The sequence below is a fragment of the Halorubrum lipolyticum DSM 21995 genome (assembly GCF_000337375.1).
Lineage (GTDB): Archaea > Halobacteriota > Halobacteria > Halobacteriales > Haloferacaceae > Halorubrum > Halorubrum lipolyticum.
Window position 1 is genome coordinate 121,045 of record NZ_AOJG01000012.1, and the last position, 17,039, is coordinate 138,083.

Sequence of the window (17,039 nt, forward strand, 5' to 3'; positions counted from 1 at the left end):
GAGTTATCTGTCGTCGTAGCTGATCCGCGGATCGAGCACCGTGAACACGAGGTCCTCCAGGAGGTTCCCGATGACGGCGATGAACGTGAACGCCAGCGTCGAGCCCAACAGGAGGTTCGTGTCCTGTGCGATCAGCGCGTTGTACGTCACCCGGCCGATCCCGGGGATGCCGAACACGACCTCCACGAGCAGCGACGACCCGAGGAACAGCGCCAGCAGCTGTCCGACGAGGGTCGTCGACAGCGGGACGAGCGTCGGCCGCATCACGTGGTACGCGTACGCGCGGATCGGCGAGACCCCCTTGGCCTTCGCCGTCTTCATGAACTCGGCGTTCTGGAACTCCGCCGATTCGTTGCGCGACACGCGCATGATCCCGCCGATCGATCCGGTGACCAAGACGAACACCGGAATCGACAGCTGCACGGCGTTCTGTGCGCTGAACACCGCCACGTCGGTGTTGTACACGACCGGAATGACCTCCAGCCAGACGCCGAAGATCAGGAGCAGGATGATCCCGAAGAAGAAGTTCGGGATGGCGTATCCGAAGAACGCGAACCCGGTCGCGGCGTGGTCCTTCCAAGAGTACATGTTCGCCGCGGAGTAGACGCCGACCAGGGGGCCGATCAGGACCGTCAGGACCGTCCACGGCACGGAGTACTGCGCGGTGTAGTAGAGTCCCTGTCCGAGCGCTTCCGTCACCGGCTGGCTCCGGCTCCGGGACCAGCCCCAGTCGAACGTGTAGACGCTCTCGATGAAGTCCATGTACCGGACGTACAGCGGTTGATCGAGCCCGCGAAGCTCGCGCGCGCGTTCCGCGGCCTCGGCGGGGTCACCCCCCTGTAGCGCGGCCTGCGTCGCCGCCTCTTGGACCGACGGGTTGGGCGCGGCGGAGACGAGCAGGAACGTGATCGTCGTGATGATGAGCGATACCACTCCGGCCCAGAGGACGCGAGCGGTAACGTATCTTCCAAATCCCATGTGGTGTGTGTGATAATGTGAACGCGGCGACGAGAGCGCTACTCGTCGCCCGGGTAGAACTCGGACCAGCGGGGCTGCCAGGTGAAGTGCGGCTCCGCGAGCCCGCGGTAGACGCCCTCGATGAGCTGGTCTTTGCTGATCGCCGACGCCAGCGCCTGCCGGAACGGGACGTGCTGGAACAGGTTCCCCGGACCGGCGTTCCACCCGTTTTCGCGCTGGTTCACGGAGATGATCGTGTTGTAGGGGGTGGGCACCTGCCGCACCGTCACGTTCTCGTCCTCGTCGTACGACTCGTACTGCTCCGGCGGGATCGCCGCGGAGTCGGCCTCTCCCGTCTCCAAGGCGCCGAGCCGAGACGCCTGCTCCTCGACGACGCTAATCGAGGCCTCCTCGAACAGCGGCCCCTCGGAGAACAGGTCCGGCCCCTCGTCGATGTCGCGGAGGTAGTACTCGTCGTTACGGGTGTACTCCGTCCCGGAGCCGCGGTTCCACTCGTCGAGGGTGAAGGCACCGAGGTTGCCGGTGAACTGGAGCTCCAGCAGCTCCTCGTCCTGTTCGAGCCCGTCGACGTCCTCCTCCTCGACGTAGGGCTCGACCAGGTCGCGCGGGATCGGGTACAGGAGCGGGTCGTACGTCTGGGGCCACAGCAGGTTCGGCGTCTCCAGCGTGGCCTCGAACTCGAACTCGCCGGTCTGTTCGACCTCGACGCCGTCCCAGCTGCTGGACGCCGCCGTGTTCGCCCAGTCGCTCTGGTGGAGCTCCTGAATCAGGTAGACGAAGTCCTCCGCCGTGACCTGCCCGTACGGCTCGCTGAACTGGAGGTTCTCGCGGACCTCGAAGGTCCACACCTCGCCGTCCTCGGTGGACATGTCGTACAACAGCGGGAAGTACTCCTGGTTCTCGTCGAACGTGTACCCCTGGTCGAGCGCGCGAGCGATCGCGTCCCCGGCGCCGTTTTCGGTGTTGTACAGCGGGTTCAGCGTCGTGAACCCGGCCGAGGTGACGGTGTCGTACGAGCCTGAGACGGAGGGGTCCTCGAAGTGCCACGCCGGCAGGTCCCAGCCGTTCGAGAAGTTCTCGATCGGCCCGTTCAGGTCGGGGTTGTAGCCGACCAGATCGTCGCTGAACAGCAGCGTGATGTACGGCTGCTCGCGGGCGAGGTTCTCGAAGATCTCCACGAACGCCTGCTGGAGCTCCTCTCGGGTCGTCGCCTCCCGGGCGTCTTCGAACAACGCCTGCACGTCGAACTGCGGGTAGTAGCCGACCGGGTTGTAGAAGGTGTTCGCGCCGTCGAAGAACACCTCGTTCGTGAGCGGGTTGAGCGGGTAGGTGTTCAGCCCGAACACGATCGACATGTCCCACGGCTCGTTGCTGGTGACGGAACGCGGACCGGGGTTCTGCGGCGTCGGGCTCGCCCACTCGAGCTCCTCGCCGTTGACGGTGTCGGTGCCGCCCTGCGCCTCGGCGGTCCAGTACTCGTTGTTGAACCGGGTGCCGTCGATCGCCTCGACGACGACGTTGATGCCGAGGTTCTGGCCGAGCTCCTGTGCGATGAACTCCGCGGTGAGCTGTGAGGTCTCCTGTCCGGCGCTGTGGTAGATGTTGATCTCCACCTGGTCGCCGTCCGGGTTCACCATGGTGTCGCCGTCGAAGCCGTACTCGTACTCCGACTGCTCGAACGCGTCGCGAGCGAGGGTTCGGGCGACCTCCTGACCGTAGAGGTCGCCGACGCCGAACTGCGGGAAGTCGCCGACGTCCACGGCGTTCCCGCCGTCACTCCCGTCCTCGCCGTCGCCGTCGTCCGTTCCGTTCCCGCCGTCGCTCCCGTCCTCGCCGTCGCTCCCGTCCCCGCCGTCGCCGCCCTGCTCGGAACAGCCGGCGAGTGTCGCGACGCCGGCGATACCGAGCGCGGAGAGCCATTGCCGCCGACCGATGTGGCGGCTGTCGTCGTCGGTTCTGTCTGTGTGTCGCCGTGACATACTACCACGAAACAAGTGGACATACAAAAAACTTCAGATAGTCGAACATACGTGGCGACATGAGCGATGGACGGATCCAAAAACCCCTAACCCGCCGGGGCGAACGAGGGCATATGACCGAAATCCACCCCGATCAGCGCGTCGCGGTGCTCGCCGACTCCCAGAACCTGTACCACTCCGCACAGAGCGTGTACTCTCGGAACATCGACTATTCGGGACTGCTAGAGGCCGCGGTCAACGACCGTGCGCTCGTCCGGGCCATCGCGTACGTGATCCGAGCGGACTCCCCCGAAGAAGAGAGCTTCTTCGAGGCGTTACGCGACATCGGCTTCGAGACGAAGATCAAGGACATCAAGACGTTCGCGGACGGCTCGAAGAAGGCCGACTGGGACCTCGGGATGAGCCTCGACGCCGTCTCGCTCGCGAGCCACGTCGACACCGTCGTGCTCTGTACCGGCGACGGCGACTTCGCTCGGCTCTGCTCGCACCTCCGTCACGAGGGCGTCCGCGTCGAGGCCATGGGGTTCGGGAACTCCGCCGCCGACGAGCTGATCGAGGCCGCCGACGAGTTCGTGGACCTCGCCGAGGAGGAAGAGACGTTCCTGCTCTAGACGCCGTCGTCGGTCCCCGTCGAACCCGCGTCGCCGAGGAGCGCCGACACCGCCCGCGAGACCGCCTCCGCGGCCGCTTCCACTTCCCGCACGCGGACGTACTCGCGGTCGGCGTGCGCGACCGCCCCGGCGTCGTCCGCGAGGTCTCCGGGGCCGAACACAACCGTCGGCGCCGGCGCGAAGTAGGATGCCTCCGTCGCCGCGCCGAAGGGGCGGACCGCGCCGCCGCGGTCCGCCGGGAGTCCGACCGACCCGGCCGCGGTCCGGGCCGCGCTCGCGACCGCCCCCACCAGTTCGTGGTCCGGGTCCGTCGAGAACGCCTCGAAGAACGGCGACTCGCGGTCCGTCAGCGCGACCGCGACGCCGACGTCGTCGGGCGTCGACGCCCGGACCGCGTCCGCGAGCGACGACCGGAACCCCTCGGCCGTCTCCGGCGGGACGCTCCGCCGGTCGACGGTGATCGCGCAGTCCGCGGGCACCTGGTTCGTCGCGCCGCCGCCCTCGATAACGGTCGGCGTGAGCTTCGGCGGGCCGAGCTGCGGGTGTTCGTCGGCGCCGTCGTCGAAGGTCCGGACCCCCGAGAGCGCGCCCTCGGCGGCCGCGACTGCGTTCGCTCCCGCGAACTCGGCGGCGTGCGCCGCGGTTCCCGACAGCTCGACGGTCCCCTGAAACCGCCCCTTCGCGGCGGTGCAGGCGTCGAGGCCGGTCGGCTCGCCGACCAAGTACAGGTCGCCGCCGAGCCGGTCTTCGGTCCCGGGCGACCGTCCGGTCAGCGCCGCCGCGCCGAGGGACAGCGACTCCTCGTCCGGCGTGAGCGCCAGCGTGAGCCGGCCGCGCTCCGGTTCGGCGGCGAGGAATCCGGAAAGCAGCGCGGCGAGCGGTCCCTTCGCGTCGCAGGCGCCGCGGCCGCGGATCACGGCTTCGTCGGCGTCCCCCTCACCCCCGCTCCGCTCGCCCTCGCGCGCCTCGCCCCGCTCGAACGGGACGTGTGGCGTCACCGTGTCGAGGTGGGTGTTCAACACGAGATGCGGCCCGTCGGCGGGCGCGTCCGAGCGCTTCTCCGCGAGCACGCAGCCGCCGGCGACGACCTCGCTTTCGACCCCGAACCGGTCGAGCGTCTCGACGACGAGCTCGCGCATCTCGTCGATCGACTCGTGAGAGGGAGTCCGAACCGCCCGCTCCAGAAAGGTGACCGGGTCGAACGCCGCCTCGCTCATCGCGGGTCGGTCGGGAGCGTCCCCTCGTACTCGCGGGCGACGGGACCGGTCAGGGTCGCGTGGCCGCGGTCCGGCACCGAGATCTCCAGTTCGCCACCGGGGGGACGGCTGACCGCCGACCCGCCGTCGATCAGGCCGAGCCGGCGGGCGGCCGCGACGACCGCGACCGCGCCGGTGCCACAGGAGCGGGTCTCGCCCTCGACCCCGCGCTCGAAGGTGCGCTGGTCGATGACGGCCGGGCCGTCGCCGGACCCGTCGTCGACCACCGCGGCGAGGTTCACGTTCGCGCCCTGCGGGAAGACGTCAGCGTGACGGACCGGCGGCGCGACCGCGTCGAGGTCGACCGCGTCGATCCCGTCGGGGTCGTCGCGGCCGCCGTCGACGAACGCGACCGCGTGCGGGACCCCGGTGTTGACGGCGGTGACGGTCAGCCCCGCGACCGACTCGTCGACCAGCGGCTCGTCGCGGGCGACCGGGACCCGCGCGGGATCGAACGTCGGCTCGCCCATCTCGATGGTGGCCGCGGTCGCGTCCGCGTTCACGGACGCGTGACGGGTCCCGGCCTGCGTGTCGATCATGAACTCGCGGTCGCCGGTCCGGTCGTGAGCCCACCGGGCGACGACGCGGGCGCCGTTGCCGCACATCGTCGCGGTGGAGCCGTCCGGCTGGACCAGCGTCATCACGACGCGGGTCGGGTCGAAGCGCTCCTCGACGCTTAAAAAGAGGACGCCGTCGGCGCCGCGTCGGCCGGCGTTCCGGTCGCCGTCAGCGACGCCGTCGCTCTCGGGGCCGGCGCCGAACGCCGCCCCGTCGACGCCCGTCTCGCGGTCGCAGTGGGCGCGCGCGAACGCCGCGCGGTCGCCGACCGCCTCGGCGTCGGCGTCGACGACGAGGAAGTCGTTGCCCGTCCCGTGGTACTTCTCGAACGGGACGGCATGGGCGCTCATCGGCCCGCCCCCGTTCGGTCGGTTCGATCGGTTCGATCGGCTCGGTTCCGGGTCGCTCCGCGCTCGACCGCCGTCAGGTCGGCCAGGCTCTCTCGGCGGCGGGCGACCGTCGCGGTTCCGTCGTCGAGCGCGACCTCCGCCGGTCGCGGTCGTGAGTTGTATTGGTTCGCCATCTCGTATCCGTACGCGCCCGCGATCCCGACCGCGAGGAGGTCTCCCCGTGTCGGGTCGGCGAGCGCTCGGTTCCTACAGAGCGTATCGCCGGTCTCACAGATAGGTCCGGCGACCGTGACAGGGGTTGCCGACCGGGCGTCGGGGGCGGGGGCGTCGCTCCCGTCTTCCGCTCGCCCGCCCCCGAGGTTCCGGATCGGGTGGTAGGCGTCGTACATCGCCGGGCGCAGCAGGTCCGTCATCCCGGCGTCGACGCCGACGACGCGCTCGTCCGGCGTCGGCTTCACCGTGTTCACGCGCGTCAGGAGGACGCCCGCGTCGGCGACGACGTACCGCCCGGGCTCGATCGCGAGGTCGACGCCCGCGGGGAGCGGCGCGACCGCCTCCCGCGTCGCGTCGGCGACCGCCGGGAGGTCGAGCGCCGGCGCGTCTTCTTTATAAGGGACGCCGAAGCCGCCGCCGACGTCGACGGACTCGATGTCGACGGGGGCCTCGTCGTCACTCGGATCGGCCAGCTCCCGCGCCAGCTCGCCCATCCGCGCCACCAGCTCGCGGTGGCTATCGAGCTGGTCCGAGTCGATGCCGGAGCCGGCGTGCGCGTGGACCCCGACCACGTCGAAGCGCTCGGCGGCCTCGCGGGCCGCCGCCGCGGCGCGGTCGTACGGGATCCCGAACTTCGCCGCGCCGCCGGTCCGGACCTTCTCGTGGTGGCCCGCGCCGACGCCGGGGTTCACCCGGACGCAGACCCGGCCGTCGTAGCCGCGTTCGGCCAGCCGGTCGAGGGTGTCGACGGCGCCGACGGTGATCGTGAGGTCCGGCTCCGCCTCGGCGACGCCGGCGACGTAGTCGAGGTCGCGGGCGGGCGGGTTGACCGCGGTGTAGTGGAGCCGATCGCCGCCGAAGCCGGCCGCGAGCGCGCGGTCGACCTCCCCGGCCGACGCGCACTCGGCGTCGAGACCGGACTCGCGGACCGCTTCGAGGACGCGTCGCCCGGTGTGGGCCTTGACGGCGTACCGCACGTCGGCGTCCGGGAAGGCGCCGCGCAGGCGCTCGCAGTTCTCGCGGACGCGGTCGAGGTCCTGCACGTAGAGCGGGGTCCCGTGCTCGGCCGCGAGCTCGGCGAGCCGGTCGGCGTCCCAGTCGCTCACGCGCCGAATCGAGGAGTTACCGTCGACGGTGTCGGCGGTCGGGTCCGCGCCCGCCTCGGAGTCGCTCATTCGCGGAGCGCGTCCTCCCGCCGCGTCGCTTCGAGGGTGTCCTCCTCGACGTGGGTGGCGACGACCGCGGGCTTGTACGCGCCGCCCTGGAAGAGGTCGTGGTCGCCGACCGACGACTCGACCATCCGGGTGAACGCCCGGCGCTCGGCCGGGAGGTGACCGTAGATGACCTCCTCCTCGACGAGGTCGTAGACGGGAATGCGGGGGGTGAGCAGGGTGTTCTCGCCGACGATCGAGTTCTCGCCGACGCGGAAGCCCGAGGTGACTCGGCAGCCCGCACCGAGCGAGACGCCGTCCTCGACGATCACCGGCGCGTCTTCGACGGGTTCGAGGACGCCGCCGATCAGCGTGTTGGCGCCGAGCTTGACGTTCTCGCCGAGCTGGGCGCAGGAGCCGACCGTGTCACAGGAGTCGACGAGGGTGCCGTCGCCGACGTACGCGCCCATGTTGACGAACGAGGGGCTCATCATGATGCAGTCGCTTCCGAGGTACGCGCCGCGGCGGATCGCGGTGCCGTCGGGGGTGTTTCGGGTCCCCCGCTCGCCGAGGTCGTCGGTGTCGCGCAGCGGGAGCACGTCGTGGTAGGTCACGCCGCCGTACTCGCGCGCCTCGGTCTCGCGCAGGCCGAAGTTCAGCAGGATGCCCCGCTTGACCCACTCGTTGGCCTCCCACGAGGTCACGTCGTCGCCGGTCTTCTCGGCGGCGCGGACCTCGCCGGCCTCCAGCGCGGCGAGGAACTCGTCGATCACGGCGGCGTCCTCGTCGGTCGCGTCGGCCGCGGTCAGGCCGTCCTGATAGCGGTCCCACAGATCGGATACGTCGGCTTCGAGCGTCATTGAATGGTGTATAGATGAGTGTCGGTATTTATTCGTCGATGTGTGTATGCCCGTCAATTATTCGCCGGTGGCTCCGGCGCTACCGGCGTCCAACACGTCGCCGAACCCGTACCAGCCGGGCGCACGGGCGGCGAGCCAGTCTGCGGCGTCGAGCGCGCCCTCGGCGAACACGCCGCGGTCGCCGGCGCGGTGCGTGAGTTCGAGCGTCTCCCGGTTCCCCGCCAAGAGCACCTCGTGCTCGCCGGTGACATCGCCCGCGCGCCGCGCGTGGACGCCGATCTCGTCCGACTCGCGCGGGGCCTCGCCCTCGCGGCCGTGGACGCGCCGGTCGAGGTCGTCCCGAACCGACTCCACGTCGTCGAGGAGCGACTTCGCGGTCCCGGAGGGGGCGTCCCGCTTGGCGTTGTGGTGCGTCTCCGTCAGCTCCACGTCGTAGCCGGGGAGCGCGGCGGCGGCCTCGCGGACCGCGCGCCGGAGTGCGGCGACGCCGCGGGCGAAGTTCGACGCCTTGAGAACCGGGACAGACTCGCTCGCGGCCCGGAGGCCGTCGAGCTGCGCGTCCGCGAACCCGGTCGTTCCCGTGACCATCGGCACGCCGGCGTCGGCGCAGGCCTCGGCATACGCGACCGCCGAGGCGGGGCCGGTGAAGTCGACCAGCGCGTCCGGCTCCGCGGCCCCGAGCAGCTCGTCGATCCGGTCGGCGTCCTCGACCGCGACGCCCGCCACCGGGTCGGTCGGCGTGCGGTTGACCGCGACCGCGACGGCGACGCCCTCGCGGTCGGCGGCGGCCTCGATCACCTCGCGGCCCATCCGGCCGCCGGCGCCGGTGACGGCGAGCCGGAGGTCCGCGTCGGCGCCGTCGCCGCTCATTCCGCGTCCCCCGTCGCGGGCTCGACGGCCGCCGGGTCGACGGTGCCGGGCGCGCCGTCGTCGTACTCGGCCAGCAGCTCGCGCAGGACCTCCCGGCGCTCCGCGGAGAGCCGCGAGAGCGGCGAGCGGACCAGCGGGCCGCCCCGGCCGCGGACGTGCATCGCCTCCTTCACCGGGATCGGGTTCGTCTCGGCGAACAGCTCGCGCACGAGCGGCGAGAGCTCGTGGTGGAGCGCGCGGGCGCGGTCGTAATCGCCCGAGAGCGCGGCCCCGACCATCGCGCAGGAGCGCTCCGGCTCGACGTTGGCGACCACGCTGATGGTGCCGGTGCCGCCGATCGAGAGCACGGGGAGCGTGAGCCCGTCGTCGCCGGAGAGCACGGAGAACGCCTCGTCGCGGGTGCGCTCGATCACCTCGCTGATGAGGTTCAGGTCGCCGGAGGCGGCCTTATACCCCCGGATGTTCGGGTGTTCGGCGAGCTCGACGCTCACGTCGACGGGGATCGACTGGCCGGTCCGGCTGGGGACGTTGTAGACGATCTGCGGGAGGTCGACCTCGTCGGCGATCGTCCGGTAGTGCTCGAGGAAGCCGGCGGGCTCCGGCTTGTTGTAGTACGGGGAGATGAGGAGGAGGCCGTCGGCGCCCGCGTCGGCGGCCCGCCGGGACAGCGAGAGCGCCTCGGCGGTGTTGTTCGAGCCGGTGCCGGCGATGACCGGCACGTCCTCGACGGCGTCGCGGACCGTCTCGATCACGTCGACGTGCTCGTCGTGAGTCATCGTCGCCGACTCGCCGGTGGAGCCGACGGGGACGACCCCGTCGACGCCGGCCCGTTCGAGGTAGCGGGCGTTGGCGGCGAGCTGCTCGTGGTCGACCTCGTTGTCGTCGGTGAACGGGGTCGTCATCGCCGGATAGACGCCCTCGAAGGGCTCGTCGGTCGTCTCTCGGTCCGTCTCGTCCTGCGTCGCGTAGGGTGTCGTGGTCGTGGTGTCCGTCATGGGTCGGGTCGTGTCGGTGTCGGCGGTCGGTCGGAGAACGGTGCGCGCGGGTCGGGGGTCGTCCGAGACGGGGTCGCCACTCCCGCCGGTGGACGGTTCACGCGCGTTTTTTCGAGAAGAGCCGCGTCGCTGTCGGCGTCGGCGAGCCGCGTCCGGACGCGGGTCGGGTCACACCACCGTATGCGCTTTTGGTTCGCTTATAGGTTGTGCCTCGGGTCGAAACTGCCGGTCCGACCGGTCGGGTCACGAACATCCTTTTACCCATTCGTCGCGTTCTCATCGATCTCATGACTGACTCTTCCGATACTGAGGGCGATCCCGGCGGATCCGATCCCGCCGACGCCGAATCCGATCCCGTCGACGCCGTCGACGGCTCCAACATCGATATCGACGCCGACGCCGATCGCGACGCCGACCGCCACGAGTACCACCCCGACCAAGAGCACGCCTTCCCCGACGACCGGCTCAACGAGATGCTCGATCGGATCGATTCGGACCCGGAGATCGCGGCGTACCTGGAGGCGCAGAACGTCAACCCGGTCGACCGGAAGGGCTACAACGACCACGGCGCGAAACACGTCGAGATCGTCCGGGACCGCGCGCTCCGGCTGTACGACCTGCTGAAGGACGGCGGCGTCGAGTTCAACGGCGCCCGCCAGCAGGGGCTCGACGAGGCCGACGAGTCGGTGATCATCGCGCTGGCGGCCACGCTCCACGACATCGGGCACGTCGTCCACCGCCACGACCACCCGTACTACTCGATCCCGCTCGCGGCCGACTTCCTCGACGACTTCCTCCCCTCCTTCTACGGGGTCCCGGAGCGGGTTCGGATCAAGGCCGAAGTGCTCCACGCCATCCTCTGTCACCACACCGAGGAGCAGCCGCTGACCCGCGAGGCCGGCGTCGTCCGGATCGCCGACGGCCTCGACATGGAGCGCGGGCGCTCGCGGGTCCCCTACGAGGAGGGCGGCCGCGGCATCAACACCGTCTCCTCGCAGGCGATCGAGCGCGTCTCCCTGCGCGAGGGCGACGAGACTCCGGCGCAGGTCGTGATTCGGATGAACAACGCGGCAGGCGTGTACCAGGTCGACTCGCTGCTCAAAGCGAAGATCGACGGGTCGCTGCTGGAAGACCAGATCCGGACGGTCGCGATCAACACCCACCGCGACGGCGACGGCAACGGCCCGATCGTCGACCGGATCGAGCTGTGAGGCGATCCTCCGAGAGTTGCTCGCCGGTCCGTCGAGACGGCCCCTGAACGTCGCTACGGCCCCCGAATCGTCGCTACGGCCCCCGAATCGTCGCTACGGCCCTCGAAGCGTCTCTCCGGCCCCGCTCCGGTGCGGGGCGCGGTCGGCGACCGTCGTCACCGAGACGGTCGTCGTCTCGATCAGGTCCGTCGCGGTCAGCCCGCCGTCGAGCTGACTCCCCTCGCGGCTTCCGCCCCCGAGGAGCGGCGCGAGCGGGAACCCGTTCCGCGTCGACCCCACCGCCGCGGTCCCCGGCTGGTTGACGGCGAGCCGTCCGGGGGCGAGCCGCTCCGCCGCCCGGCTGACCCGCCCCTGCCGCGTCGTGTGGACCGCGGCGGCGTGCGCCCCTCCGAGGTCTGCGGCCAGTCGCAGCGCGGCGCCGAACCCGTCGCGGGCGTGCACCGTGACCGCCGGGATTCCCGGGAGCGTCGCGAGCGGGTCGTCTCGGGCGCCCGCGCCGTCGCCCGATTCCTCGTTCTCGATCAGGTCCTCGCTCTGATCCCCGCTCAGATCCCCGCCGTCGACGATCAGAAACGCCGCCGCGTCCGCCGCCGGGGGCAGGTCGAGCACCGACGCGAACCACCGCGGCGAGTTGCCGATCGGAGACGACCCCGCACCGCGCTCCGCGTCGCGGTCCGCGTCAGTCGGTCGCGCGGTCTCCGCACCGCCGACGGTCAGCAGGTCGCGGAGCCGGTCGCACTCGTCCGCGCCGAGGACGTACCCTCCCTCGTCCTCGAGCGCCGCGATCAGCGGCGCTCCCGTTCCCTCCGCGGTCACCGCGGCCGCGTCGGCGGCGGGGTGGGCGCCGAAGTCGTACGTCGCGCCGACCGCCACGCGGGTCGCCACCGCCGAGGTCGACGCCGACCCGTCGGAGACGGCGACGAGCCCGTCGGCGCCGGCGCACGCGTTGGGCGTCCCGCAGCGCTGGCCGGCCGCGACGGTCGCCGCCGAGCCGGACGCGACGACGAAGTCGGCGCGCTCGAACAGCGAGTCGGTCCCGGGCTTCGACGGCGGCGCCGGGACCATCGAGACGGCGCCCGCGGGCGCGCCCGCCGCCGAGAGCGCTCGCCGGAGCTCCTCGACGACCATGTCGCAGGTCTCGACCGCCGACGGCGACGGGGCGAGGACGACGGCGTTCCGGCCGGCCAGCGCGTACAGCGAGACGACCGCGGGGACGACCACCGGGTGCGTCGCCGGGACCGCGACGCCGACGACGCCGACCGGTCGGGCGACGGTGAGCCCACCCCGCGGCCCGTCCCGGTCGATCACGCCGGCGGTCGGCGTCTCGCGGAGGTGCGCCCGTGCCCCCTCGACCGCCGTCGCGATCTTCTCCGTCTTCGTCCCCGGATGGCCCCGTCCCGTCTCGTTCGCGGCCGCCAGCGCCAGCCGGCTGATCGTCTCCGGGTCGCTCAGGCGCTCGCCGACCGCTTCGGCGATCCGACCCGTCGCCGCGGCGTCGCGCTCCGCGAGCCGCGCCCCCGCGGACCGGGCGTCCGCGACCGTCGCTTCCACTCGGTCTCCGCCCGCTTCGTCCGCGATCGCTCCGCCGTTCATACGCGGATCCCCTCGGTCCAGCCCCATATTCTCATCCGGTGACCCACTGTGTCACCCCGCGGCGGAACCTGTGATCGAGGAAACAGTTATTCGAGTGGACCGAGTCGTGGGTGACGAATGGAGGCGCCGTCAGGACTCGTCGAGGTGGCCGAGCGCCGGCTCGACTTCCTCGAGCGGCTCGTCGATGGGGCGCTCCGGAAACACGAGCTGGTCGACGAACTGGGCCACTCGCGCTCGACGGTCAACCGCGCGATCGACGAGCTGGAGGCCGCCGGACTCGTCGCCGGCGAGACCGACGGGTACCGGACGACGCTGACCGGTCGCCTGCTCGCGCGGAGCTACCGGCGGTTCCTGACGGTCGCCGCCGACGTCGACGCCGCGACCGAGACGCTCGCCCCGCTCGGTCCCGGCGTCGAGATTTCTCCGGCCGCGCTGCGAGACGCCGACACCTACCGGGCGGCGGCGCCCGACCCGTACCGGCCCTTGGAACGGATCGACGGGGTGCTCGCGGAGGCCGACGGCGTCGCCGCCGCGCTTCCGGCGCTGCCGTACCCTCGCCTGCTCGACCGGCTCCGACGCGTCGCCGACGCCGGCGAGCCCGTCGACCTCGCGCTGACCGACCGAACGTACCGGCACGCCCGCGAGCGCTACGCCGACACGCTGGGCGAGCTGTCGGCCGGTGACCGCGCCGCGGTGTCGGTCGCCGACGGGATCGACGTGGGGTGTCTGGTCGCCGACGAGACCGCGATCCTCGTCGTGTTCGACGCCGACGGCGGCGTTCACGGCGTGGCCGAATCTGCCGATCCCGAGGCGGTGGCGTGGGCCCGCGACCGCGTTCGCTCCCTCGGTGAAGCGGGCCGCGACGTGACCGAGGAGCTCGCGGCGATCCGCGAGGCGCGAGCCGCGCGCGACGGGGACACCGGGACCGGCGGAACCGGCAGAGGCGCGGGATCCGCCGGCGGCTCCGGCGAACGCAGCGACAACGACGCCCGCCGCGGGGGGATCGGCGACGCCGACGTAAGCGGGTTCGACGCCTTCGGCGCACCGCCGGCGCGTGGCGGAGGCGGCCCGGACCCGCTCTCCGCGCAGGGGTTCGTCGCGCTCGACGACGGACTGCTCGGCGGCGACGCCGACCCGACGGGACCGCTCCACGCGACGCCCTCGTTCGCGGAGGTCGACGCCGGCTACGTCCTCGACCGGACCGCGCTCCGAGACGGCTCGCGGCGGTCGATCGCCGACCGGCTGATCGAGGGGCTCGCCGCGGGCGACGACCACGCGCTGGTCGGCCCGGCGGGAAGCGGGAAGAGCACCGTCTGCCGGCTCGCAGCCGTGCGGTGGCACCGGTCGGGTCGCGGGCCGGTGCTGTACCGCCCCGGCGACGAGGGAGAGCCGTTCTCGGCGACCGACCGGCTCCGCGAGCGCGCGGTCGCCGCCGAGGGGCACGCGCTCGTCGTCGTCGAGGACGTCGTCGACGCCGACGCGGCCGACGCGGTCGGCGTCGCGCGCGGGCTCGCCGACCGGGACGACGTGTCGTTCCTGTTCGACGCGCGCGAGGAGCGGTACGACGACCCCGACTCGCTCCCCCTGAACCCGAGCGACCTCGAGTACCGGCGGCGGATCGAGAGCCGGCGGATGCCGCGGCTCGACGAGCGCGAGACCGAGCGGCTCGCGGCCCACGTCGCGGAGCTCACCGGCACCGAGGCAGTCGCCGACCCGGGCGCACTCCTCGACGCGGTGCGCCGGCCGGAGGGCGACCGGCCCGGGGAGCTGCTGTGTCTCGTCCATCACCTCGTGCGGACGGGCGACCTCCTCGACGACGCTCCCTCGACCGCCGGAGGACGGGACGGAAACTCGGGTGAGACAGACGAAACGGGGCTGGAGGCGTCCGTCTCGCGGGCGGTCCGCGACCTGACCGAGCGGCCGCCGCCGACCGCGGGCGTCGCGGTGCTCGCGAACCTGCTCAACGTGGCCGGCGTCAGCGACGTTCGGGAGTTCGCGTACGCGCTCGCCGACGACGAGACGGCACCGGAGGCGGTGCAGCGGGCCCTCGACCGCCTGTCGGGCACCGTGCTCGTCCCGACGCCGACCGATCCGGACCGCGCGGTCCACCAGGAGTGGTCGGTGCTGTTCCTGGAGCGCCTCCTCGAGCGGGAGCCGGAGCCGGTCGTCGCCAGACGGGTGGGGCGGGCGGCGACGCGGGTGCTCGAGCTGGCCGACGACCCCGCCCGGCGGTCGCGGATCCGGCGCGCGGTCGGCGGCGACGCGCCGGCGATGGACCGGATCGAGCGCGACCCCGAGGCGTGGGCGGCCGACGCCGTGCGGGCCGTCTACGGCGTCGGCCGACGCTACCCGCGGCTCGCGGGGCTGTACGGCCGGGTCCGCTACTCGTGGATCGACCTCCCGGACGCCTGCCCGGCCGACCTCCGAGATCGAGCGCCCGAGTGGGTGGTCCGCATGTACGTCGACGCCGGCGACCTCGACGGGGCGACCGACGCGCTCGACGCGTGGCGGCCCGCGAACGAGGCCGGCGAGGCCGAGCGCCAACGCGGGTACGGCGACGTGGCCCGTCGCCGGGGGGAGTACGACGCGGCACGCGAGCGCTTCGACCGCGCCGCCGCGCTGTTCTCGGCGGCCGACGACCGGCGGGGACTCGCCGCCGCGGTCCGGGGACGGGCGCAGGCCGCCCACTTCGCGGGCGACTACGAGGCCGCCTACGAGGCCGCCTCGCGGGCGCACGCGATCGGCGCGGCCGTCGACGACCCGATCGCGATCGCGAAGAGCCTCATGGACATCGGGAACGCGCTCGACGCGCTCGACGGCACCGACGCGGTCATCGACCACTACCGGGTCGCTCGCGGGCTGTTCGAGACGTACGACGACACCCACGGCGAGGCGAACGTCAGGACCAACCTCGCGGTCGCCCGGCGCCGGCGCGGCGAGCTGGCGGCCGCGAAGCGCGAGGCGCAGCGCGCGCTCGACGGCTACCGGACCGTCGGCGACGAGCACCGCGAGGCGGTCGTCCTGTTGAACCTCGGCGCGATCGCCGAGCAGCGCGGCGAGGTCGGGGAGGCGGCCGCCCACGCGCGGGAGGCGCGGGCCATCGCGGACCGGGTCGGCTCCGACCTGTACCGTGCGTTCGCGGTGAGCCACCTCGGGTCGGCGGCGCAGCTCGCCGGCGACCTCGACCGCGCGGAGCGGTATCTCCGCGACGCGCTGGCGGCGTTCGAGGACCTCGACGCCGACTCCAGACGGGCGATGGTCGCCGTGACCCTCGCCGAGGTCGAACTCCGACGGGGCGACCTCGACGCCGCCGAGCGGTGGCTCGACCGGACCGAGTCGCTGCTCGACGAGCACGCGGGGCGGCGTCGGTTGGCGATGGTGAACCGGAACCGCGGCGTGGTCGCGCTCGAGCGGGGTGACCTCGACCGCGCCGCGGCCGCGCTCGAGTCCGGGCTGGAGCAAGCGCGGGCGGGCGGATTCACCGCCGTCGAGGCGCGAGCGCTCGCCGACCGCGGGCGTGTCGCGGCCGAGAGGGAAAACACGGAGACGGCGCTCGACCGGCTGACCGCCGCGCTCGATCTCGGCCGTCGGATCGAGTGCGTGCGCGCGATCGTCCCCGCGGCCGAGGCGCTGGCGGCGCTGCTCGCGTCTCACCCGGACCCCGACGGGCTCGGCGTGGACGCTCCCGGACCGATCGGCGAGGGCTCGGCGACCGACCCGGCGGCGTACCGCGACCTCGCCGACCGGTGGCGCGCCGACGCGGACGGGGTCGCCGCCGACTTCACGGCGAGCGGGAGCGAGGCGGGCTGAGCCGGCCCCGGTCCGCGTCGTCGGCGTCGCGTGTCGCAACCGCTTTGCGGGTGGCCGGGATACCCGACGTATGAGCGACGCAGCGGCCCTCGCGGACCTGCGGACCGGCGCCGACTACCAGTTCGGTGCGGGCGCGGGCGACGCGCTGTTCCCCCCGGACGAGACGCTGACTCTCCGGCGGTCGAGCGGCGGCCGCCCCCGACAGGTGATCGTCGGCGACGTGGACGACGACCCCGGCAGCCCGGAGGGCGACCGGCTCGTCTCGTACGGCACGGACGGACGGTTCACCCTCGGGATCGCCGGCGGGACCCGGATCCGCGAGGCGTTCGCGGCCCCGCGTCACCGGATGGTCGTCGGGGAGGAGAGCGAGCCGTTCGTCCGCGAGGGGCGCAACGCGTTCGCGAAGTTCGTGACCGCGGCCGACGACGGGATCCGCCCCGGCGACGAGGTGCTCGTCGTCGACGAGGACGACGCGCTGTTCGCGGTCGGGCGGGCCGAGCTCTCCGGCGCCGAGGCCGAGCACTTCGCGAGCGGGGTCGCCGTGAAGGTGCGGAACGGCGCGGGAAGCGACGGGAGCGAGAACGCGGACGGAGCCGGCGAGTAG

Annotated in this window: 13 protein-coding genes; 4 read left to right on the plus strand and 9 right to left on the minus strand. The window is 72.5% G+C overall.

Going from position 1 to position 17,039, the window contains the following annotated elements; translation table 11 throughout:
• Nucleotides 1-3: 3 nt before the first annotated feature.
• Both C469_RS05320 and C469_RS05325 read right to left on the minus strand, forming a co-directional pair.
• Nucleotides 4-978, minus strand: coding sequence for an ABC transporter permease (locus tag C469_RS05320; RefSeq protein WP_049911055.1), 975 nt, complete (start codon nt 976-978; stop codon nt 4-6).
• A 38-nt stretch (nt 979-1,016) separates the two neighbouring features.
• A complete protein-coding gene (locus C469_RS05325) occupies nt 1,017-2,957 on the minus strand; it encodes an ABC transporter substrate-binding protein (RefSeq protein WP_008004507.1) in 1,941 nt (646 codons plus the stop codon).
• Between the two features lie 113 nt (nt 2,958-3,070).
• On the opposite strand from C469_RS05325, the gene C469_RS05330 reads away from it, so the two are divergent.
• Complete coding sequence (locus C469_RS05330) at nt 3,071-3,568, plus strand: LabA-like NYN domain-containing protein (protein ID WP_008004508.1); 498 nt, start codon at nt 3,071-3,073, stop codon at nt 3,566-3,568.
• On the opposite strand, the gene C469_RS05335 is transcribed toward C469_RS05330, so the two are convergent.
• From C469_RS05335 to dapA, 6 genes are read right to left on the minus strand one after another with little or no spacing between them, the layout of a single operon-like run.
• Nucleotides 3,565-4,785: a M20/M25/M40 family metallo-hydrolase gene (locus C469_RS05335; protein ID WP_008004510.1), complete on the minus strand. Its 1,221-nt coding sequence runs from the start codon at nt 4,783-4,785 to the stop codon at nt 3,565-3,567. The two genes, C469_RS05330 and C469_RS05335, sit on opposite strands and share 4 nt — an antisense overlap.
• Nucleotides 4,782-5,732 carry a diaminopimelate epimerase gene (dapF, locus tag C469_RS05340; protein ID WP_008004512.1) on the minus strand — a complete coding sequence of 317 codons (951 nt, stop codon included), beginning with the start codon at nt 5,730-5,732 and terminating at the stop codon, nt 4,782-4,784. The genes C469_RS05335 and dapF overlap by 4 nt, the downstream gene beginning before the upstream one ends.
• Nucleotides 5,729-7,120 (minus strand): diaminopimelate decarboxylase, encoded by a 1,392-nt coding sequence (lysA, locus tag C469_RS05345; protein ID WP_008004514.1) that lies wholly within the window; start codon nt 7,118-7,120, stop codon nt 5,729-5,731. Before lysA ends, dapF begins: the two co-directional genes overlap by 4 nt.
• On the minus strand, nt 7,117-7,956 hold the full coding sequence (locus C469_RS05350; protein WP_008004516.1) for a 2,3,4,5-tetrahydropyridine-2,6-dicarboxylate N-succinyltransferase: 840 nt from the start codon (nt 7,954-7,956) through the stop codon (nt 7,117-7,119). Before C469_RS05350 ends, lysA begins: the two co-directional genes overlap by 4 nt.
• A gap of 57 nt (nt 7,957-8,013) precedes the next feature.
• Nucleotides 8,014-8,826, minus strand: coding sequence for a 4-hydroxy-tetrahydrodipicolinate reductase (gene dapB, locus C469_RS05355; RefSeq protein ID WP_008004518.1), 813 nt, complete (start codon nt 8,824-8,826; stop codon nt 8,014-8,016).
• A complete protein-coding gene (gene dapA / locus C469_RS05360) occupies nt 8,823-9,821 on the minus strand; it encodes a 4-hydroxy-tetrahydrodipicolinate synthase (RefSeq protein ID WP_008004520.1) in 999 nt (332 codons plus the stop codon). Before dapA ends, dapB begins: the two co-directional genes overlap by 4 nt.
• Nucleotides 9,822-10,108: 287 nt before the next feature.
• Between dapA and C469_RS05365 the strand changes: the two genes are divergently transcribed.
• On the plus strand, nt 10,109-11,032 hold the full coding sequence (locus C469_RS05365) for an HD domain-containing protein (RefSeq protein ID WP_008004524.1): 924 nt from the start codon (nt 10,109-10,111) through the stop codon (nt 11,030-11,032).
• A 93-nt stretch (nt 11,033-11,125) separates the two neighbouring features.
• Here C469_RS05365 and C469_RS05370 read toward each other — a convergent pair whose 3' ends face one another.
• Nucleotides 11,126-12,625: an aldehyde dehydrogenase family protein gene (locus C469_RS05370; RefSeq protein WP_008004526.1), complete on the minus strand. Its 1,500-nt coding sequence runs from the start codon at nt 12,623-12,625 to the stop codon at nt 11,126-11,128.
• 117 nt (nt 12,626-12,742) lie between these two features.
• Here C469_RS05370 and C469_RS05375 point away from each other — a divergent pair, with 117 nt between their 5' ends.
• On the plus strand, nt 12,743-16,435 hold the full coding sequence (locus C469_RS05375; RefSeq protein WP_008004527.1) for a transcriptional regulator FilR1 domain-containing protein: 3,693 nt from the start codon (nt 12,743-12,745) through the stop codon (nt 16,433-16,435).
• 70 nt (nt 16,436-16,505) lie between these two features.
• Nucleotides 16,506-17,039 carry a PUA domain-containing protein gene (locus C469_RS05380; RefSeq protein ID WP_008004528.1) on the plus strand — a complete coding sequence of 178 codons (534 nt, stop codon included), beginning with the start codon at nt 16,506-16,508 and terminating at the stop codon, nt 17,037-17,039.